General features: G+C 70.5%; 18 protein-coding genes. 11 read left to right on the top strand and 7 right to left on the bottom strand.

The window, feature by feature from the left end; translation table 11 throughout:
• Positions 1 to 41: 41 nt before the first annotated feature.
• Positions 42 to 605 carry a universal stress protein gene (locus tag ACFY5C_RS24900; RefSeq protein ID WP_389447627.1) on the bottom strand — a complete coding sequence of 188 codons (564 nt, stop codon included), beginning with the start codon at positions 603 to 605 and terminating at the stop codon, positions 42 to 44.
• Positions 606 to 931: 326 nt separating this feature from the next.
• On the opposite strand from ACFY5C_RS24900, the gene ACFY5C_RS24895 reads away from it, so the two are divergent.
• The 6 genes from ACFY5C_RS24895 to ACFY5C_RS24870 all read left to right on the top strand — a co-directional run bounded on the left by ACFY5C_RS24895 (position 932) and on the right by ACFY5C_RS24870 (position 7,215).
• Positions 932 to 1,270 carry an SAV_915 family protein gene (locus ACFY5C_RS24895; RefSeq protein ID WP_389447625.1) on the top strand — a complete coding sequence of 113 codons (339 nt, stop codon included), beginning with the start codon at positions 932 to 934 and terminating at the stop codon, positions 1,268 to 1,270.
• A 10-nt stretch (positions 1,271 to 1,280) separates the two neighbouring features.
• Positions 1,281 to 2,627: a diaminopimelate decarboxylase gene (gene lysA, locus ACFY5C_RS24890; RefSeq protein ID WP_389447624.1), complete on the top strand. Its 1,347-nt coding sequence runs from the start codon at positions 1,281 to 1,283 to the stop codon at positions 2,625 to 2,627.
• Between the two features lie 289 nt (positions 2,628 to 2,916).
• A complete protein-coding gene (locus ACFY5C_RS24885; protein ID WP_389447676.1) occupies positions 2,917 to 4,212 on the top strand; it encodes an extracellular solute-binding protein in 1,296 nt (431 codons plus the stop codon).
• A 6-nt stretch (positions 4,213 to 4,218) separates the two neighbouring features.
• Complete coding sequence (locus ACFY5C_RS24880) at positions 4,219 to 5,217, top strand: carbohydrate ABC transporter permease (RefSeq protein ID WP_389447622.1); 999 nt, start codon at positions 4,219 to 4,221, stop codon at positions 5,215 to 5,217.
• Between the two features lie 134 nt (positions 5,218 to 5,351).
• Positions 5,352 to 6,116 carry a carbohydrate ABC transporter permease gene (locus ACFY5C_RS24875; protein WP_389447674.1) on the top strand — a complete coding sequence of 255 codons (765 nt, stop codon included), beginning with the start codon at positions 5,352 to 5,354 and terminating at the stop codon, positions 6,114 to 6,116.
• 55 nt (positions 6,117 to 6,171) lie between these two features.
• On the top strand, positions 6,172 to 7,215 hold the full coding sequence (locus tag ACFY5C_RS24870; RefSeq protein WP_389447620.1) for an endo-1,4-beta-xylanase: 1,044 nt from the start codon (positions 6,172 to 6,174) through the stop codon (positions 7,213 to 7,215).
• Between the two features lie 174 nt (positions 7,216 to 7,389).
• Here ACFY5C_RS24870 and ACFY5C_RS24865 read toward each other — a convergent pair whose 3' ends face one another.
• The 3 genes from ACFY5C_RS24865 to ACFY5C_RS24855 all read right to left on the bottom strand — a co-directional run bounded on the left by ACFY5C_RS24865 (position 7,390) and on the right by ACFY5C_RS24855 (position 9,093).
• Positions 7,390 to 7,596: a DUF5999 family protein gene (locus ACFY5C_RS24865; RefSeq protein ID WP_030053671.1), complete on the bottom strand. Its 207-nt coding sequence runs from the start codon at positions 7,594 to 7,596 to the stop codon at positions 7,390 to 7,392.
• A gap of 464 nt (positions 7,597 to 8,060) precedes the next feature.
• The gene (locus tag ACFY5C_RS24860) at positions 8,061 to 8,663 is read right to left on the bottom strand and encodes a hypothetical protein (RefSeq protein WP_389447619.1); all 603 of its coding nucleotides are present in this window, start codon (positions 8,661 to 8,663) and stop codon (positions 8,061 to 8,063) included.
• Positions 8,664 to 8,889: 226 nt separating this feature from the next.
• Complete coding sequence (locus ACFY5C_RS24855) at positions 8,890 to 9,093, bottom strand: hypothetical protein (protein ID WP_389447617.1); 204 nt, start codon at positions 9,091 to 9,093, stop codon at positions 8,890 to 8,892.
• A gap of 148 nt (positions 9,094 to 9,241) precedes the next feature.
• Here ACFY5C_RS24855 and ACFY5C_RS24850 point away from each other — a divergent pair, with 148 nt between their 5' ends.
• Positions 9,242 to 10,759, top strand: coding sequence for a glutamate--cysteine ligase (locus tag ACFY5C_RS24850; RefSeq protein WP_389447616.1), 1,518 nt, complete (start codon positions 9,242 to 9,244; stop codon positions 10,757 to 10,759).
• Between the two features lie 42 nt (positions 10,760 to 10,801).
• Here the strand turns inward: ACFY5C_RS24850 and ACFY5C_RS24845 are convergent, their stop codons facing one another.
• The gene (locus ACFY5C_RS24845; RefSeq protein ID WP_389447614.1) at positions 10,802 to 12,589 is read right to left on the bottom strand and encodes a substrate-binding and VWA domain-containing protein; all 1,788 of its coding nucleotides are present in this window, start codon (positions 12,587 to 12,589) and stop codon (positions 10,802 to 10,804) included.
• 194 nt (positions 12,590 to 12,783) lie between these two features.
• Between ACFY5C_RS24845 and ACFY5C_RS24840 the strand changes: the two genes are divergently transcribed.
• Positions 12,784 to 13,584, top strand: a complete 801-nt coding sequence (locus ACFY5C_RS24840) for a CPBP family intramembrane glutamic endopeptidase (RefSeq protein WP_389447612.1) — start codon at positions 12,784 to 12,786, stop codon at positions 13,582 to 13,584.
• 109 nt (positions 13,585 to 13,693) lie between these two features.
• On the opposite strand, the gene ACFY5C_RS24835 is transcribed toward ACFY5C_RS24840, so the two are convergent.
• Positions 13,694 to 14,503, bottom strand: a complete 810-nt coding sequence (locus ACFY5C_RS24835; RefSeq protein ID WP_389447610.1) for a PhzF family phenazine biosynthesis protein — start codon at positions 14,501 to 14,503, stop codon at positions 13,694 to 13,696.
• Between the two features lie 211 nt (positions 14,504 to 14,714).
• Between ACFY5C_RS24835 and ACFY5C_RS24830 the strand changes: the two genes are divergently transcribed.
• Positions 14,715 to 15,341 (top strand): PadR family transcriptional regulator, encoded by a 627-nt coding sequence (locus tag ACFY5C_RS24830; RefSeq protein WP_389447608.1) that lies wholly within the window; start codon positions 14,715 to 14,717, stop codon positions 15,339 to 15,341.
• Positions 15,342 to 15,493: 152 nt separating this feature from the next.
• Here ACFY5C_RS24830 and ACFY5C_RS24825 read toward each other — a convergent pair whose 3' ends face one another.
• Positions 15,494 to 15,925, bottom strand: coding sequence for an SRPBCC family protein (locus ACFY5C_RS24825; protein ID WP_389447606.1), 432 nt, complete (start codon positions 15,923 to 15,925; stop codon positions 15,494 to 15,496).
• Between the two features lie 269 nt (positions 15,926 to 16,194).
• Between ACFY5C_RS24825 and ACFY5C_RS24820 the strand changes: the two genes are divergently transcribed.
• Both ACFY5C_RS24820 and ACFY5C_RS24815 read left to right on the top strand, forming a co-directional pair.
• Positions 16,195 to 16,755 carry a Clp protease N-terminal domain-containing protein gene (locus ACFY5C_RS24820; protein WP_389447604.1) on the top strand — a complete coding sequence of 187 codons (561 nt, stop codon included), beginning with the start codon at positions 16,195 to 16,197 and terminating at the stop codon, positions 16,753 to 16,755.
• Positions 16,756 to 16,865: 110 nt separating this feature from the next.
• Positions 16,866 to 17,858: a DMT family transporter gene (locus ACFY5C_RS24815; protein WP_389447603.1), complete on the top strand. Its 993-nt coding sequence runs from the start codon at positions 16,866 to 16,868 to the stop codon at positions 17,856 to 17,858.
• The last annotated feature ends 14 nt before the right edge of the window (positions 17,859 to 17,872 follow it).

The following is a 17,872-nucleotide window of genomic DNA, read 5'->3' as shown; positions in this document are numbered from 1 at the left end:
CGACTGCGGCGATGCCGTAGCGGCTCGGACGCCGACTGCGTTCACGCCCCGTCCGGCCGCACCGTGTCCCGCGCCAAGTGCCGTGTGTCCAGCCGCAGTCGCCAGGCGTTGCGCCGGTGCACGGCCGCCAGCTCCGTCTCCAGCGCTGACGGCGGTACCGCGAGGACCGGGCAGGTGGCATGCGCGAGGCAGTAGCGGGTCACCGAGCGGCCGCACGCGCGATGCCAGCGGCTGCGTCGGCCGGCGCCGACGACCAGGATGTCGTCCTCGCGGTCGGCGATCTCCACCAGTGCCTGTCCGGCGGTGCCATGGGCGACAAGGGCGTACATCCACACGCCGGGGCCGGCCTCGCCGAACACGTCGCTGAGGACGGCGACCAGCCGCTCGCGCGCCAGGCGCTGCCACTCGCCGTGCACCAGGCTCACCCCCGGACCGCGCCGGGCGGCGGGGTCCCCGCCGGGCGGCTGCCATGCCAGCACAGGCCACAGCTGCGCGCCCCGCTGCCGCGCCTCGTCGGCGGCCCGGCGCAGGGCGGTCAGGCTGCCCACGGAACCGCTCACTCCGACCACGACCCGTGCTGTCGCGACGCTGCCGGAACCGGACATGACTCCACCGTTCTTCTCTTCGCGCACGCCCGCGAGCCGTCCTCGCGGGAAGCCCTGACGGGCCGCTCCCATCACACGCCCGCCGCAGGCCCGCAGCCAGGCCTGACGGCACTTCTTGGCGGACCTCTGACGGCGTTCCCCCGGCAGGCCGCACTCCGCGTCAACGTCCCGTCAGCGTCCGGCCGATCGCCGTCAGCATCGCGTCATGAGCCGCCCGAAGCCCCCGTCGCCGGGCATACCTTCGGTGGCAAGCCCCGGTCCGCCTCCCCGCGCCGGGGCCATCGAGCCACTGACCCGATCCACCTCGGATCCTTCCGGAGGCACCCATGGCAGACATCCTGTACGAAGAAGACCCGGAGCCCTCTGATCGGTTCCCGGCCGGCCCTCTGTACGTTCCGGTCCGGCCGGGACCGGCAGCCGCCTGTGCGGCCCGCCTCTTCCGTACGCCCCTCGGCGACCGTACGGCCGTAGGGTTCACCTCTCCGCGGCAGCTGGCCGCCACCCTCGGCCCCGACCAGCCCTGGATCCGGCTCGCCGAGCCCGCCCTGCGCGCCCTGACCGCACCGCTCGGCGTCACCACCGTCACCGTCGACCCACAGTTCGCGGCACCGGCTCCCACGCCGATCGAGCCCGTCGCCGCTGTTCCCGCACTGCGGATCGGCTGAGGGGGCACACATGACCACGCTTCACGAACCCGCGGTCACCGCCACGGCCACCGCCCCTGCCGACGCCCTGTCCGTATGGCCCGTCTCCACCGTTGAGCACCGCCCGGGTGACCTCTCCGTCGGTGGCGTACCCCTGGCCGAGGTCGCCGACCGCTTCGGCACCCCCGTCTACGTCCTGGACGAGACCGAGGTGCGCGAGCGCTGCCGCACCTACCGGCATATCTTCCCGGACGCCGAAGTGCTGTACGCGGCCAAGGCTTTCCTGTGCCGCGCGATGGTCCACTGGATGGCCGAGGAGGGCCTGGGCCTGGACGTCTGCTCGGCCGGTGAACTGGAACTCGCGGTCACCACCGGCTTCCCGCCGGAGCGGATCGTGCTCCACGGCAACGCCAAGTCGCCGCGCGACCTGGAGACCGCGCTTCGCCTGGGCGTCGGACGCATCGTCATCGACAGCCCCTCCGAGATCGCCCGGCTGGCCGCGGCGGTCGGGCCCGACGGCCACCAGAAGGTCATGGTCCGCGTCGTGCCCGGCATCAGCGCCGGCGGACACGAGAAGATCCGCACCGGAACCGAGGACCAGAAGTTCGGCCTGTCCATCTCGGACGGCTACGCGCAGCACGCCATCGCCCGCATCCTGGACCAGCCGCAGCTCGAACTCACCGGCCTGCACTGCCACTTGGGCTCGCAGATCACCAGCGTCAAGCCCTACATCGCCGCCGTACGGCGCGTCGTCGGACTCATGGCCCGCCTGTACGAACAGCACGGCCTGGTCCTGCCGGAACTCGACCTGGGCGGCGGCCACGGCATCGCCTACCGGCCCGGCGAGCCGGCCCTGGACCTGACCCTGCTCGCACGCCGGGTGCGGGCCGAACTGGCCGAGGCCTGCGCGGCGGCCGGGCTTACCGTGCCGCGCCTCGTCATCGAGCCGGGACGGGCGATCGCGGGCCCGGCGGGCATCGCGCTCTACCACGTCCTCGCCGTAAAGCGCACCGGTGCGCACACCTACGTGGCGGTGGACGGCGGCATGAGCGACAACCCCCGGCCCGCACTGTACGGGGTGCGCTACGCGCCCCGGCTGGTGGGCCGGCACAGCACCGCAGCCGCCAGGCCGGTGACCGTCGTGGGCCGCCACTGCGAGGCGGGTGACGTCGTCGCCACGGACGTCGAGCTCCCCGACGACATCCGCCCGGGAGACCTGCTCGCGGTCCCTGCCGCCGGCGCCTATCACCTGTCCATGGCCTCCGGCTACAACCTGGTCGGACGCCCCCCGGTGGTCGCCGTGGCCGACAGCCGCGCACGGCTCCTGATCCGCCGCGAGTCCCTGGACGACATCCGCAGCCGCGACGTCGGCCTCTGAGGCCCGGCGGGCCCCTCGCCCAGTCGCATCCGATCCACCTCCGGGTGAGCCATGGCCACGCCCTCGCCCGGAGGTGCCCGGCGTAAGGTTCGCCAGCGTTGGCGAATGTTTCGATCACCCGCAGCTCGAAGCAGGGAGGAGTTCAATTCGCCTTGTCCAAAGGGTTGCCACCGTTTGGTAGCTGTATCTAGGGTGCGGCAGCAACGAAGCTTTCTGAATTAGTTCCGAAACTTTCGATGCAGCGGACGGTGGCCGTGGTGGGCGCCGTCCCGTACCCAAGGAGCGCATGATGGGCGACCCGGGACTGTCCCGCCGCGGCTTCCTGGCGGCCTCCGCCGGGGCCGGTCTGGGCATGACGGCACTGAGCGGTTGCGGCGGAGACTCGGACGGAGGGTCGTCGGACGGCACCACCACCATCGAGTGGTGGAACATCTCCACCACCGAGCCGACGAAGGGAGTCTGGGCGGCGCTGGCCAAGAAGTTCGAGGCCCAGAACCCCAAGGTGAAGGTAAAGATCGTCCAGCTGGAGAACGACGCGTACAAGTCGAAGATGACGGCCCTGACCGCCTCCGGGAAGCTGCCCGACATCTTCCACACCTGGGGCGGCGGCGTCCTGAAGCAGCAGGTCGACGCCGGGCTGGTCGAGGACCTCACCGACCGCACCAAGGACTTCGCCGACGGCCTGCTGCCGGTCGCCAAGGAGCCGTACCTCCTGGACGAGAAGGTCTACGGCATCCCGTTCGACATCGGCATGATCGGCTTCTGGTACAACAAGGCGCTCTTCAAGGATGCGGGGGTCGGCGAGCCGCCGACCACCTGGAGCGGATTCCTCGACGCCGTAAAGAAGTTGAAGGCCAAGGGCATCACCCCGCTCGCCCTCGCGGGCAAGGAGAAGTGGCCCGGCATGTACTACTGGGCGTACCTCTCGATGCGCACCGCGGGCGCCTCCGCCCTCCAGAAGGCCTACGACGACAAGGACTTCACCGGCGACGCCTTCGTACAGGCCGGCCGGCACCTCCAGGAACTCGTCGACCTCCAGCCGTTCCAGAAAGGCTTCCTCGGCGCCGCCTACTCCACCCCGACCGGCCAGGCCGCGGCCGTCGGCAACGGCAAGGCGGCGATGGAGCTCATGGGGCAGTGGGCCCCGGTCGTGCAGGCGGACGCCGGCAAGGGGCTTGGCGAGGACCTCGGGTTCTTCCCGTTCCCCGAGGTCGCCGGCGGCAAGGGCGCGATCACCGAGGTCTTCGGCGGGGGCGGCGGACACGCCCTGCGCAGCGGGGCTCCGCAGGCCGCCGTCGACTTCCTGAAGTTCTTCGCCTCCGAGGCGACCGACGTGGAGCTGGTCAAGGAGACGGGCGTCCTGCCGGTGGTCCCGGCCGCCGAGCGCGCCATCACCGACGCCAACATCAAGGCCGTACAGGCGCAGTTGAAGGGCGCCACCGGCTTCCAGCTCTATCTCGACCAGGCCTACGCGCCCGCCGTCGGCCAGGAGGTCAACGACAGCGTCGGCGCCCTCGTCGCCGGGTCCAAGTCACCCCAGCAGGTCGTCGAGTCGATCACGCAGACCGCGAAAGAAGAGCAGTAGCCGGCGATGACCTCCACGTTCCTGCCGGACAAACGCACCGGCCCCGCCGCCGATCGCACGCCCCCGCCCACCGGTGCGGCTCGCGGGCGAGCCCGGCGTCGGGCGCTGCACTGGCTCACCGCGGTCGGCTTCCAGGTGCCGGCACTGGTGCTGTTCCTCGTCCTGGTGCTGCTGCCGATGCTGTTCGCGCTGTACGCCGCCTTCTTCCGCTGGGGCGGGTTCGGCATGCCGTCCGACTACATCGGCGCCGACAACTTCACCCGGCTCTTCCAGGACCCCGTCTTCCTCGGCGACCTGTGGCGCTGCCTGCTCCTGGTCGTGCTCTCGCTCGCCGTCCAGCTGCCGTTCGCGCTTGCCATGGCCGTACTGCTCAACCAGAAGCTGCGGGGCCGGGCCTTCTACCGGATGCTGTTCTTCGGGCCGTACGTCCTGTCCGAAGCCATCACCGGCGTCCTGTTCGGCATGATCTTCGCCCCCGGCGACGGCTTCGCCGACCAGATCCTGGGCCACGTCGGCCTGGACGGGCTCGGCGGCGAGTGGTTCGCCGACCCGTCCACCGTCATGGCCACCCTCTTCCTGGTCATGACGTGGAAGTACTTCGGCTTCCACATGATGCTCTACCTGGCCGGACTCCAGTCCATCCCCGCCGAGTTGACCGAGGCCGCGCTGATCGACGGTGCGAACGCCTGGCAGCGCTTCCGCAGCGTCACCCTCCCGCTTCTCGCGCCGACCCTGCGGATCAGCGTGTTCCTGTCCGTCATCGGGTCGATCCAGCTCTTCGACCTGGTCTGGGTGACCACCGCGGGCGGTCCCGACCACCATTCCGAGACGATGGCCGTGACCATGTTCCAGTACGGCTTCAAGCGCTATCAGGTCGGCTACGCCAGCGCGATCAGCGTGGTCATGTTCGGCATCAGCCTCGTCTTCGCCCTCGCCTACCAGCGGTTCGTGCTCCGCCGCGATCTCGAAGGGGCCACCACGACCATGCGGGGAGGCGCCAAGTGACGGTCAGGTCCGGCACGATGGCCGGTGAGAAGATCGGCGGGAAGATCGGCGGGAAGGCCGGCGGGAAGGCCGGCGGGAAGGCCGGCAGGAAGAGTCTGCCGCTGCACGTGATCCTCGTGGTGGTCGGCGCCGTGATGGTCGTGCCGCTGCTCTACGCCGTCGTGTCCGGCTTCAAGTCCACCGACGAGCTCTCCCGCAACCCGGTCGGGCTGCCGGAGTCGTGGGTGCCCGGGAACTACACGGGCATCCTCGGCTCGGGGGACTTCTGGCGGCTGATCGGCAACAGCACACTGATCGCGGTGGGGACGACCGTCCTGGTCGTGGCGGTCTCCGCGCTCTCGGCCTTCTCCTTCGCACGGTTCGCCTTCCGGGGCCGGGAGACGTTGTTCACCCTCTTCACGATGGGGCTGATGTTCCCCTTCGCGGTCGCGGCCCTCCCGCTGTTCCTGCTGCTGCGCTCCCTGGGCCTGCTGGACAATCCGCTCGGCGTGATCCTCCCGCAAGCAGCCTTCGGGCTGCCGATGACCATCATCATCCTGCGCGGCTTCTTCCGTGACATCCCCGGCGAGTTGGAGGAGGCGGCCACGCTCGACGGGTGCACCTCCTTCGGCTTCTTCTGGCGGGTGCTGCTTCCCATGGCGCGGCCGGCGCTGGGCACTGTCTCGGTCCTCGCCGTCGTCACCAGCTGGAACAACTTCTTCCTGCCGCTGCTGGTGTTCACCGACTCCACGTGGTGGACCATCCCGATCGGCGTCCAGCAGTTCCAGGGTCAGTACTCCGCCGACTATGCCCGCGTCTTCGCCTACCTGGTGCTGGCCATGGTCCCCGCCCTCGCCTTCTACTCGGTCGCCGAGCGCCAGCTCGTCGGCGGCCTGACCGCCGGCGCGACGAAGGGCTGACGCGCGCAGGCGGACGTACGGCTCAACACACCACCGTTACGTGAGGAGTCGCACCATGCGCAAGAACCGTCTGAGACTCGCCGGCGCCCTCACCGCCGTCCTGATCGCCGCGGGCGTCGCGAGCGGCCCGGCGGCCCAGGCCCACGGCAAGCCGCCCACCCTCGCCGAGCTCGCCCAGCGTCACGGCCGCTACTTCGGCAGCGCGACCGACAACCCCGAGCTCGTCGACGAGCCGTACAAGGCGCTCCTGGGCAGCGAGTTCGACCAGATCACCCCCGGCAACGGCATGAAGTGGTACGCCACCGAGCCCCAGCAGGGCGTGTTCGACTTCGCCAAGGGCGACGAGATCGTGAACCTCGCCCGCGCCCACCACCAGAAGGTGCGCGGCCACACCCTCGTCTGGCACAGCCAGCTGCCCGGCTGGCTGACCGGCCGCGAATGGAGCGCGGACGAGCTGAGGGCCGTACTGAAGAACCACATCCAGCGGGAGGTACGGCACTACCGGGGCAAGGTGTTCGCCTGGGACGTCGTCAACGAGGCCTTCAACGAGGACGGCACCTACCGCGAGACGGTCTTCTACCAGACGCTCGGCCCCGGCTACATCGCCGACGCCCTGCGCTGGGCCCGCCAGGCCGACCCGAAGGTCAAGCTCTATCTCAACGACTACAACATCGAGGCGGTCGGCCCGAAGAGCGACGCCTACTACCGTCTCGCCAAGGAGCTGAAGGCCCAGGGCGTACCGCTCGACGGCATCGGCCTCCAGGCCCATCTGGCCCTGCAGTACGGCTACCCGACCACGCTGGAGGACAACCTCCGGCGCTTCGCCGGGCTGGGGCTCGACACCGCGCTCACCGAGGTCGACATCCGGATGATCCTTCCCGCGACCGAGGAGAAACTTGCCCAGCAGGCCGAGTGGTACCGGGATCTGACCGAGGCCTGCCTGGCCGTGCGCCGGTGTGTCGGCGTCACCGTCTGGGACTACACCGACAAGTACTCCTGGATCCCGGCGTTCTTCGAGGGTGAGGGTGCCGCGCTGCCGTGGGACGAGCAACTGCGTCCGAAGCCGGCGTACTTCGCGATACGTCAGGCGTTGAGGTAGGTGGGTCGCCGCCTCAGGCGCACGGGGGACTACGCTGAGTGACCACGTCTGGATACACGTGGGGGCCGGCTCGCAGTCAGCGTCTGCGACCGGCCCCTGGGAGTACGCCGGGCTCCGGTCATCGCTTGCCCGGTAGTGCTGCGGGACCTCTCCGGCGTGGCGCCGGAGCAGGCGCTACGCGGCGGTCATCACCTTGCCGGTGCCCAGCGGACGGTGCGGGGCGATGATCTGGCCGTCCGGCAGGAGCTCACCGGTGTCCTCGAAGAGCAGGACACCGTTGCACAGCAGGCTCCAACCCTGCTCCGGGTGGTGCGCCACGAGACGGGCGGATTCCCGGTCGGCGGAGTCGGCTGACGGGCACGGTGGCTGGTGCTGGCACATGGATGGGATCTTTCGCTCTGTCGTGATGTGTGAGATGGCTGTGGCGTCTGTATCGCGGCGTGAAGCTTCGTTCATGGCCGCCCCCCGTTGTGATTAGTCGGTCGGAACCCAGTGTTGCCCCACGGGCGTCAATCCGCAGGGATTTCGCAGCACCGCTTTCTCACAGGTTGATGACGCATCACCCGCGCGGACGGTTCATCCCAACTCCACTGTCATTTCGGGTGGTTCGCCGTGGTCGGATGGGGCTAGTCCAGACGGGCCGGGGGCCTCGGTGGCTCGTTCGAGCGCATTGTCGCTCGCGCGAGCGATACTTTTCTCGCTCGCTCGACTATTGTGCGCTCAAGCGAGTGCTTTCCTGCTCGTACGAGTGCCGAATGCCGCCGGGTGTCGCGTGTGCTAAAGCGGTGTACCCCGCCGCCCGGGAATGGGGCGTCGGGGTACACGGGCGCTCGCGCGGTGCGCTGTCAGGCGGGTGAGCCGAGCAGCGGAGGCAGCGGGGGCAGCGGGGCCGGGGTCGCCCGGTGGGTCAGCACCGGGAGCAGTTCGGCGACCAGATGCGGCAGATGGGCCGCGATGCCGGGCGGGGCGGGGGCCAGCGGCACGAGGAGGTCCGTGGCGGCGGGGTGGCCGGTGGCGGCGTCGGCGGTGCAGTCGGCGTGCAGCCAGAGGGTGAGCATGTAGAGGCGGGGGAACGACAGCAGGCGCGGCTGGAAGGGCTGTGCGATCGTCTCGGCCTGGCGCAGCGCGCGCTCGGTGGAGGCGATGTAGGGGCCCTCGAAGAAGTGCGAGAACGCCCAGCCGTCCGGGGTCAGCCGGGTCTCGGCCGCGGCCACCGCTCGTTCGCCGCACCGGATCAAGAAGCGCCAGCCGGCCAGCCGGGTCGCGGTCACGCCTGCCGGGGTGATCTCGTCCACGACGTGCACGGGCAGCGGGAGTTCGGGTGTCGCGGGGCCCTGGGCGGCGCGCAGGGAGGGTGTTCGGGCCTCGCGGACCGCGGTGGGCGAGCCGAGTGCGGTGAGGACGGAGCGAAGTGCGGGCGCGGGAGCCGGGGGAACATGCAGCGGCATGGTGGGTCGCCTCTCATTGACAGGCACGGTGGCGCGAGGGCGTGGCGGGGGCGGACGGCGCTGTCTGCTCACGGAGGTCAGAGAGGCGGGGGCCGGGGTCTGGGAACGCGAGGGGGATGCGCGAGCCTGCCGTACGTCACCTGACGGCAGGTCCCTGGGACCGTGGGCGCCAACCCTCTGCCTTGATTGCGGAGTTTATACGACGAGTGTTCAGACGATGTTTCATCTAGCCGCTTTTGGTGCACCCGGCAAGGGCCCATTCGGCCGGTGATTTGCGGGAATCATCCCGATTGCCGACCGGCCATACGTCCATGACCTCGAAAAATACCCCGGGTGCGGTCGGCCAATTCTCGTCGGCGTTTTTCACGAGTTCCTTGAGCCGTCCGCAACTGCATAGTGCCCCATGCCCGGTGAATGTGCCGCCGGTCACGTCCGACAGAGTAGCGGCCGCCGGGTCGCCGCGGGACGTTATCGATCGCTTCCACTGGGCATCATCCCACCTGACCCGGGACCGGAGGTCGGATCCAGGGTCCGCCGAGCGGGCCGCAGAGCCCGGCCATCCGAGGAGGGAAGCTTCGATGGGGGAGAAGGTCGTGGCAGGTCGGTTCGATCTGTCCGATCGCCAGCACTACCGCGAGAAGTTGCGGCAGTGTCTGACGGGCCTGGAGCGGCTGCTGGAGGAGAAGCGGTTCGACCGCCCCAAGAACCTCATGGGGCTGGAGATCGAATTGAATCTCGCCGGCGCCGACGGCATGCCGAAAATGTTGAACATGCAGGTACTGGAGCGGATCGCGAGCCGCGATTTCCAAACAGAACTCGCCATGTTCAATCTGGAAGTCAACATCGCCCCGCACCGGCTTCAGGAGCGGGTATTCGACCGGCTGGCCGAAGAGCTCCGTACGTCTCTGGCATATGCCGACCGAAAAGCGAGTGAGCTTGACGCGGGAATCGTGATGATCGGCATTCTGCCGACGCTGGACCGGGACGACCTGGTCTCGTCGAACCTCTCCGCCGTCGACCGCTACACCCTGCTCAACGACCAGATCGTGGCCGCCCGCGGTGAGGAGTTCACGCTCGACATCGACGGTGTGGAGCGCCTGACGTGTACCTCGGGCTCCATCGCCCCGGAGGCCGCCTGCACCTCCGTGCAGCTGCACCTCCAGGTCACCCCGGGCCGCTTCGCCGACGTCTGGAACGCGGCTCAGGCGGTCGCCGCGGCCCAGGTCGCCGTGGGCGCCAACTCACCGTTCCTCTTCGGGCGCGAGCTGTGGCGGGAGTCGCGGCCGCCGCTGTTCCAGCAGTCCACCGACACCCGTCCGCCCGAGCTCCAGGCCCAGGGCGTGCGGCCACGCACCTGGTTCGGGGAGCGGTGGATCTCCTCGGCGTACGACCTCTTCGAGGAGAACCTGCGGTTCTTCCCGGCCCTGCTGCCGATCTGCGACGACGAGGACCCCCTCGACGTCCTGAACGCCGGTGGCACTCCGTCGCTCGCCGAACTCGTCCTGCACAACGGCACCGTGTACCGCTGGAACCGGCCGGTCTACGGCATCGCCGACGGCGTCCCACATCTGCGTGTGGAGAACCGCGTCCTGCCCGCCGGGCCGACCGTCACGGACGTCGTCGCCAACGCGGCGTTCTACTACGGCGTCGTCCGCGCCCTCGCCGAGGAGTCGCGGCCCGTGTGGACACGGCTGCCCTTCGAGGCGGCGGCCGCCAACTTCGACGAGGCGTGCAGGCACGGCATCGACGCGCGGCTGCGCTGGCCCCGGCGGGGGCGGTACGGCGGGACGACCGAGGTCGACGCGGTGAGCCTCGTACGCGACGAACTGCTGCCGCTCGCCGAGGCCGGCCTGGACGCGTGGGGCGTCGAACCGGCCGACCGGGACTTCTACCTGGGCGTCATCGAGGAGCGATGCCGCAGGCGCACGAACGGTGCCTCCTGGCAGGCGGCCACCTTCCACCGGGCCCTGGAGTCGGGCCTGTCCCGAGAGGCGGCCCTGGCGGCGACGACGCGCCGGTACCGCGAGCTGATGTACCGCGGGGATCCGGTACATACGTGGCCGGTGGGGCTGCTGGAACCGGTGCCGCTGGGTTGAGGGAACAGGCGGGACGGTGTGCTCGGCGGGCGGGGGCCTCCTTCAGTTCGGTGCGCCCGGTGACGCGGCCCCCACGATGGCCTTCAGTATCACCGAGTGGATCTGGGACGGGTCCGTCACCTCGTGGCCCGAGCCTCCCGTCGCCTTGGCGATGCGGTCGGCTTCCTCGCGGTCCGCGTCCGGGCCGACGGCGATCATGATCAGGGGGACCGGGCGCTCAGGGTTGGTCAGGCGCTCGAGGTGGGCGACGAGGTCGGCGCGCGAGACGCTGCCCGGGTCCTCGTTCCTGCCGTCGGTCAGGACGACCAGGGCGTTGAACCTGCCCTTGGCGTAGGAGCCGGTCGCCGCCCTGTAGGCGGCGAGCGTGGTGTCGTACAGGCCGGTCGCGCCGTTCGGCACCGGCTTCAGGTCGCCGAACGCCTTCGAGAGCCTTTCGCGCTGCGCGCCGTCGCCGTTCCCGTCGCCGAGCCGCTCGGTCGGCACCAGGACGCGGTAGTCCTTGTCGCCGTCCAACTCGGTGGCGAAGTCCCACAGGCCGATCTCGTCGTCGGCCGTGAACGTGGCGAGAGCCTGCAACAGCGATGCCTTGGTGACGTCCATCCGCGACTGCTCGGTGCCCGGCACCGGCTCGGCCATGGACGCGGAGGCGTCCACGACCGTGGTGATCCGCGCACTCTGCACGGTGATCGTCCACACGCCGAGCGTCTCCTGGACCGCGACCGCCGAGGCCGGCCGGCCCGCCGGCTCCGCGTACGGCTGCGGACTGCTGCCGCCCGCCCGGGTGACCAGTGCGTCGGGCGGCGCCGCGTCGTCGGACGTCCTGAACCCGTGCCGCTCCAGCAGCCGCCGCTGCCCAGCGTCACCGAGGTAACTCATGAACCGGATCGCGGCCCGGCTCTCGTCGGTGGTCAGCCCCGTCTGGTCGAGGAGGGCGTACGGGTAGTCGAGGCGGGGTGTGCCGTCCTTCGGGTAGAAGAAGTCCAGGCTGCCGCCGTCCGCCCTGGAGTTGTACATGTGCGCCGCCTGCTCGCTCACGACCAGCGCCTGGTTGCGTTTCGGGTTGCCCAGCTCGGTGCCCGAGGCGTCGCGCGGCAGCGTCTCGAGCACCTGAGCGTCGCTGTCGGAGACGCGCTGCGACAGCGCCTTCATCATCGCCGCGGCCTGCGTGTCCCCGCCCTCGCCCGCGCCGGCCGCCGTGCTCAGCTGCGTGAGGGCGAGCAGCCCGGTCGCGCTGCGCGCGGGGTCGGCCGCGCCGAGCCGGAGCGAATCGTCGCGCAGCCGGGCACCGGCCAGCTCCAGCCAGCTGTACGTCTTCCTGGGCCACCCCAGCGACTTCGCGGCCGCGGGCACCGTCGCCACCCCGACCGGCGTGGAGGCCACGTGGCCCACCGTGGAGACCGCGGCGGTGCCGCCGTCCGCCGTGAGCCGCTGGAGCCACAACTCCGAGTCCGGCACCCACACCTCGGCGTCGGGGTCCTTGCCCGCCAGGAGCGTGTCCGCGACCTCGTACGACTCGCGAGCCCTCACCGTCACGGCGACGCATCGCCCGTCCGAGGTGAGGTCGGCCTCCCTGGCCTGCTTCGCCGCCGTTCGCAGGGCCGGGGCCAGGTCGGGGGAGGCGGCCAGGGTCAGCCGTACCGGGTCGTCCTGGCAGGAGGAGCCGTAGGGGAGCAGCCCGCCCCTGACCGCGGCGGCCGTACCGCCCGCGACGGTCAGGACGAGGGCGGTCGCGATGACCACGGTGCGGCGGCGGGCGCGTCGAAGGAGGCCGCGTCGACGGGGGTCGCTGCCGCCCGCCCCATACTGATCGGGCAAGCTGTGACGTCCCATGACGGTGGTGCCCCTCCCTGTTGCCCTGCTGAACCCCGTGCCGGAGTCCGGCCGTATGGCAGGCAAAGGGGCGGTGCGCCCCGTACGGCGCCCGTCCCCCCAACGGCCTGTCGCGCACGGTCTTCGTAAGTGCATTCGAGACCCTAGCGGGGTGGCGATGAGGATGAGGCGGGATTACCCAACTGGAGGCAGGTGTGCAGGGCGAGGCAGGCCCCGTGGCCGATTCTTTTCCGCGTGAGCGGCCCTCGCGACGGATCTTCCGTGATGAGACGCTGCTCGTACTGGGGCTTTCGCTCGGTGCGAGTGGTGTGTCCGCCCTGATCAGTTTTGTCGGCTCGGTCACCAAACCGGGGGGCCTCAAGGACCAGGCGGCCACACTCAACGCCTCGGCAGCGCCGGGCCGTCCCTGGCTGGATCTCGCCTGGCAGCTGTTCGGGATCACGACCGCGCTGGTGCCCGTCGCCCTCGTCGCGCACTTCCTGATGCGCGAGGGACAGAGCCTGCGCACCCTCGGCTTCGACCGCACTCGCCCCTGGCCGGACCTCGGCCGTGGCGCGGGCATCGCGGCAGTGATCGGCAGCACCGGAATCGCCTTCTACCTGGCCGCTCGTGGACTCGGCTTCAACCTCACCGTGGTGCCCGAGGCGCTGCCCGACGTGTGGTGGAAGTATCCGGTGCTCATCCTCTCGGCGATGCAGAACGCGATCCTCGAAGAGGTCATCGTCGTCGGCTATCTGCTGCGCCGGCTGGACCAGTTGGGCTGGACGCCGGGCACCGCCCTGGTGGCCAGTTCCGTACTGCGCGGCTCGTACCACCTGTACCAGGGCATCGGCGGCTTCCTCGGCAACATGGCGATGGGCGTGGTGTTCGTCTACCTCTACCGGCGCTGGGGCCGGGTGGGCCCGCTGGTGGTGGCGCATTCCCTGCTCGACATAGGGGCGTTCGTGGGGTACGCGCTGCTGGCCGGCAAGGTGGGGTGGCTGCCTACGGCGTGACCCGGGTCGACAGTCGCCAAGCGCATGCCGAAGGGGGCGTACGAGACTGTCGTACGCCCCCTTCGGCATGCTCGGCCGGTCCGCTCGCCGCGCGGACCGGACGCTGCGTCTAGGCGGTCAACTCCCCCTCGATCACGGTCACCGCTCGGCCGCTCAGCAGCGTGCGGTCGCCGCGCAGTTCCGTGCGGACGTGGCCGGAGCGACGGGAGGCCTGCAGGCCGGTGAGGTCGGTGCGGCCGAGGCGCTCGGACCAGAACGGCGCGAGGGCCGTGTGGGCGCTGCCGGTGACGGGGTCCTCGTCGATGCCGACGTTCGGGAAGAAGCAGCGGGAGACGTAGTCGTGGCCGCGGGCGGGGTCCTCGGCGCGGGCGGTGGCGATGATCCCGCGCTCGGAGTGGGCGCCCAGGGCCTTGAGGTCGGGGCTCAGGGAGCGGACCGTCTTCTCGTCGGCCACTTCGAGGAGCAGGTCCCCGAGGTTCGGGCCGGTGTCGAAGGCGACGAGCGGCTCGGCGCCCAGCGCCTGCGCGACCCCGTCCGGCACCTCGACCGGTGTGAGCGGGGCCGTCGGGAAGTCGAGCGTGATGGAGCCGTCCCCGCGAGGCGTGGCGACGAGTACGCCACTGCGGGTGGCGAACCGTACGGGTCCCTCGTGGCTGCCGGTGCTGTGCAGCACGTGGGCCGTGGCGAGCGTGGCGTGCCCGCACATCGCCACCTCGGCGACGGGCGTGAACCACCGCAAGGCCCAGTCGGCCTCCCTGTCCTCCTCCAACGGGTGGGCGAACGCCGTCTCGGCGTGATTGACCTCCCTGGCCACGTCCTGAAGCCAGCCGTCCTCCGGGAAGCCGTCCAGGAGGAGGACCCCGGCCGGGTTGCCGCCGAAGGGGCGGTCGGTGAAGGCATCGACGATTCGAATCCGCATGTCGCGACGGTAGAGGGCGTGCGGTGAGGGCGGCCAAGGCCAATTCGTGGGCGCTGGACCGATTTCGGGGCCGGGTGGCCCTATGCGCTGCATGCCGGCGCCGCTCAGCGCCGGCGCCGCCCACACATCTCACTCCACCCTTGCCTAACGAACTCTTCCGATATATCGTTGAGGCATCGCGACAGATCAACGATGGAATGGAGTGATTGCGATGCGTTCCCATGGATTCGAGCGTGGACACGGTGGACACGGTCATCACGGCCGAGGTGACTTCGAGGGGCTTCGCGGCGCCTTCGGCCCGTTCGGGCCGGGTGGCCCTGGCGGCCCCGGCTTCGGTGGGCCCGGATTCGGGCCCGGCCCCTGGGGGCCGAGGGGTGGTCGAGGCGGACCGCGGGGGAGGGCGCGGCGCGGCGATGTGCGCGCGTCGATCCTCGCCCTGCTCAAAGACCGTCCCATGCACGGCTACGAGATGATCCAGGAGATCGCCGAGCGCAGCGGCGGGGCTTGGAAGCCCAGTCCCGGCTCGGTGTACCCCACCCTCCAGCTGCTGGAGGACGAGGGCCTGATCGCCAGTGAGAGTGAGGGTGGCAAGAAGCTGTTCTCGCTCACGGAGGCGGGCCGTGAGGCGGCCGAGGCCGGACCCGAGGCGCCCTGGGAGGAGGCTTCCCGTGGTGTCGACTGGGAGGCCCTCGGTGAGATCCGCCAGGCCGGCTTCGGTCTGATGGAGGCCTTCGGACAGGTCTGGAAGACGGGCAGCAAGGAGCAGCGCGAGAAGGCGCTGACGGTCATCAATGACGCCCGGAAGCGGCTGTACCTGATCCTCGCCGACGAGGACTGACGTACGGCGACTGTCGTGCGGCGACTGACGTGCGGCGACTGACGTACGGCGACTGACGTACGGCAACTGTCGTGCGGCCTCCCCGCCGTCGGTGAAGGCGCCCCGTGGAGTGATTCGCGGGGCGCCTTGCTGTGCGCGCTGAGGGTCCGCCCTCAGGTCACCAGCCCCGCCAGCTTCCGCAGTGACTCGTTCAGGGCCGCCGTCGCCGAATCCTTGAGCTTGCCCGCCATCAACGACACCGCCGCACCCGTGAACTCCCCGTCGATGCGCACGGTCGTGGCGCTGTCGCCGACCGGGGTCAGTGTGTAGCGCGTGGCCACGGTCACCGCCATCGGGCCCTTGCCGCGAATGGCGAGCACCCGTGCCGGCTCCAGTTCCTCGATGGTCCACTCGACCTCGGCCGGGAATCCCATCAGCTTCATGTTCTCCTGGAAGGTCCCGCCCACTTCGAGGGCCGCGGGTCCGCCGCCGGGGAAGCTGGTGTGGGTGGCGTTCCACTGGCTCCATGCCGACCAGTCCGTCAGCTGCGCCCAGACCTTCTCGGCCGGTGCCTCGATGCGTGCCTCCGCGCTGACTTCGGCCATGCGACCACCCCTTCGTCTCGGGCTACGGTGTCGCGGAACGTAGCTGGGGGGCGCGGAACATTCAATACTGATGAACCGTCAGAGAATGTGGAGACGCCGGACAGGCCGACCGACGCGCATGGCGGGACGGCGCGCGCCCATCAGGGGCGTTCGGCCTGATCTCATCCGTAAGGAGGAGATTCCAGCCGCCCGAGTCCACTCTGTGTGGGACGCGCAAATGCTTCCCCTCGGGGATGACTCGGCTCGGAGTGGTTGATGAGGTAGGGGATGTGCAACCCCGTATCCCCCGGCAGTCGGCCCAGGAGCAGGACGGCCGGCGCCCGGACGCCGCGGCGGACGATGCCAGGCTCAGCGATGAGCTGGCAGCGGTGATCTCCGGCGCCCGCCGCCGGGCGGTCAGGGACGGGGACCGGCAGATCGACACGGCTCATCTGCTGCACTCGCTCCTCGAGCACGACCGGGATGTGTACGCGGTCTTCGGTGAAGGACCCCAGATCGCCCGCCTCCTCGGCTACCTCGTTCAGCGCACCATCGGCTACGGCCTGCGCTGGCAGGGCAGCGTCGAGGACTCCGGCGGCGTACCCGTGGTCATGGAGGGTGACGGATTCTCCCCACTGGCCGCGAGCGCCATGGACTACGCCCGCCGACGTGCCACCTTGCGCGGCGACACGCAGGCCCGCGGCATTGACCTTCTTGCGGCGATCGTCGTGGACCCGCAGGCCCGCGCCGTCGAGGTGCTCGCACGCGCCGGCATCGACGCGAACACCCTGCGCACCGGCATCGACGCACACCGGGACGAATACGTCGGGGGCTCCGAAACCGCCCGCTAGGCGCGCGCACTCCCTGATCCCCTCCCGAGGCTGCCCTCCGTCCACCCGATGAGACAGGTGTCATCGGGGGTGACGCTCATGTCATCGGCTGTCATCATGTGGCGGTGCGTATGTCTGAAAACAGTGAGGCCGGCCGCGGCAAGGGCCTCGGGCTCGGTCTGGCCCTCGGTTCCGCGGTCGCTTTCGGCGGGTCCGGTGTCGCGGCAAAGCCCCTGATCGAGGCGGGCCTCGATCCGCTGCACGTCGTGTGGCTGCGGGTCGCCGGCGCGGCCCTCGTGATGCTGCCGCTCGCCGTGCGCCACCGCGCGCTGCTGCGCCGCCGCCCCGCCCTGCTCGCCGGGTTCGGACTGCTCGGCGTGGCCGGCGTGCAGGCCTTCTACTTCGCCTCGATATCCCGTATCCCGGTGGGTGTCGCGCTGCTCGTCGAGTACCTCGCCCCCGCGCTCGTCCTCGGCTGGGTGCGGTTCGTGCAGCGGCGGCCCGTCACGCCCGCCGCCGCGCTCGGGGTCGTCCTCGCGGTCGGCGGCCTCGCCTGCGTCGTCGAGGTCTGGTCCGGGCTGAGCTTCGACGCCCTCGGGCTGCTCCTCGCCCTCGGCGCCGCCTGCTGCCAGGTCGGCTACTTCGTCCTGTCCGACCAGGGCAGCGACTCCGGTGCCGACGCCCCCGACCCCCTCGGCGTGATCGCGTACGGCCTCCTGATCGGCGCCGGCGTGCTCACCGTGGTCGCCCGCCCCTGGACGATGGACTGGTCCGTGATCGGCGGCACGGCGCACATGGACGGCACCCCGGTCGCGGCCGTCCTGCTGCTGTCCTGGATCGTCCTGGTCGCCACGGTGATCGCATACGTCACCGGTGTCGTCTCCGTACGCCGGCTCTCGCCGCAGGTCGCCGGCGTCGTCGCGTGCCTCGAAGCGGTCATCGCGACCGTCCTGGCCTGGTTCCTGCTCGGCGAGCACCTGTCCGCGCCGCAGATCATCGGTGGTGCGGTCGTCCTGGCCGGCGCCTTCATCGCGCAGTCGTCGGCGCCCACGAAGGGTTCCCCGGAGCCGGTGGCGAGCGGCGGTCCGGAAAGGGATTTGTCGGCCCGTGAGCCGGCCGCATAAGGTGCGGATCATGC

Source organism: Streptomyces sp. NPDC012935, from assembly GCF_042900345.1.
In the GTDB taxonomy this organism is placed as follows: domain Bacteria; phylum Actinomycetota; class Actinomycetes; order Streptomycetales; family Streptomycetaceae; genus Streptomyces.
Note: the sequence above shows the minus strand (reverse complement) of the source record. Positions and strands in the feature narration are given on the sequence as shown.

Excerpts from the sequence above, each read along its gene's own strand:
- ACFY5C_RS24895 (WP_389447625.1), top strand. The coding sequence starts at position 932 with ATGGCAGACATCCTGTACGAAGAAGACCCGGAGCCCTCTGATCGGTTC.
- ACFY5C_RS24865 (WP_030053671.1), bottom strand. The coding sequence starts at position 7,596 with ATGTGCCAGCACCAGCCACCGTGCCCGTCAGCCGACTCCGCCGACCGG.
- ACFY5C_RS24875 (WP_389447674.1), top strand. The coding sequence starts at position 5,352 with ATGGTCGTGCCGCTGCTCTACGCCGTCGTGTCCGGCTTCAAGTCCACC.
- ACFY5C_RS24870 (WP_389447620.1), top strand. The coding sequence starts at position 6,172 with ATGCGCAAGAACCGTCTGAGACTCGCCGGCGCCCTCACCGCCGTCCTG.
- ACFY5C_RS24880 (WP_389447622.1), top strand. The coding sequence starts at position 4,219 with ATGACCTCCACGTTCCTGCCGGACAAACGCACCGGCCCCGCCGCCGAT.
- ACFY5C_RS24825 (WP_389447606.1), bottom strand. The coding sequence starts at position 15,925 with ATGGCCGAAGTCAGCGCGGAGGCACGCATCGAGGCACCGGCCGAGAAG.
- ACFY5C_RS24830 (WP_389447608.1), top strand. The coding sequence starts at position 14,715 with ATGCGTTCCCATGGATTCGAGCGTGGACACGGTGGACACGGTCATCAC.
- ACFY5C_RS24835 (WP_389447610.1), bottom strand. The coding sequence starts at position 14,503 with ATGCGGATTCGAATCGTCGATGCCTTCACCGACCGCCCCTTCGGCGGC.
- lysA (WP_389447624.1), top strand. The coding sequence starts at position 1,281 with ATGACCACGCTTCACGAACCCGCGGTCACCGCCACGGCCACCGCCCCT.
- ACFY5C_RS24850 (WP_389447616.1), top strand. The coding sequence starts at position 9,242 with ATGGGGGAGAAGGTCGTGGCAGGTCGGTTCGATCTGTCCGATCGCCAG.
- ACFY5C_RS24845 (WP_389447614.1), bottom strand. The coding sequence starts at position 12,589 with ATGGGACGTCACAGCTTGCCCGATCAGTATGGGGCGGGCGGCAGCGAC.
- ACFY5C_RS24815 (WP_389447603.1), top strand. The coding sequence starts at position 16,866 with ATGTCTGAAAACAGTGAGGCCGGCCGCGGCAAGGGCCTCGGGCTCGGT.
- ACFY5C_RS24900 (WP_389447627.1), bottom strand. The coding sequence starts at position 605 with ATGTCCGGTTCCGGCAGCGTCGCGACAGCACGGGTCGTGGTCGGAGTG.
- ACFY5C_RS24885 (WP_389447676.1), top strand. The coding sequence starts at position 2,917 with ATGGGCGACCCGGGACTGTCCCGCCGCGGCTTCCTGGCGGCCTCCGCC.
- ACFY5C_RS24860 (WP_389447619.1), bottom strand. The coding sequence starts at position 8,663 with ATGCCGCTGCATGTTCCCCCGGCTCCCGCGCCCGCACTTCGCTCCGTC.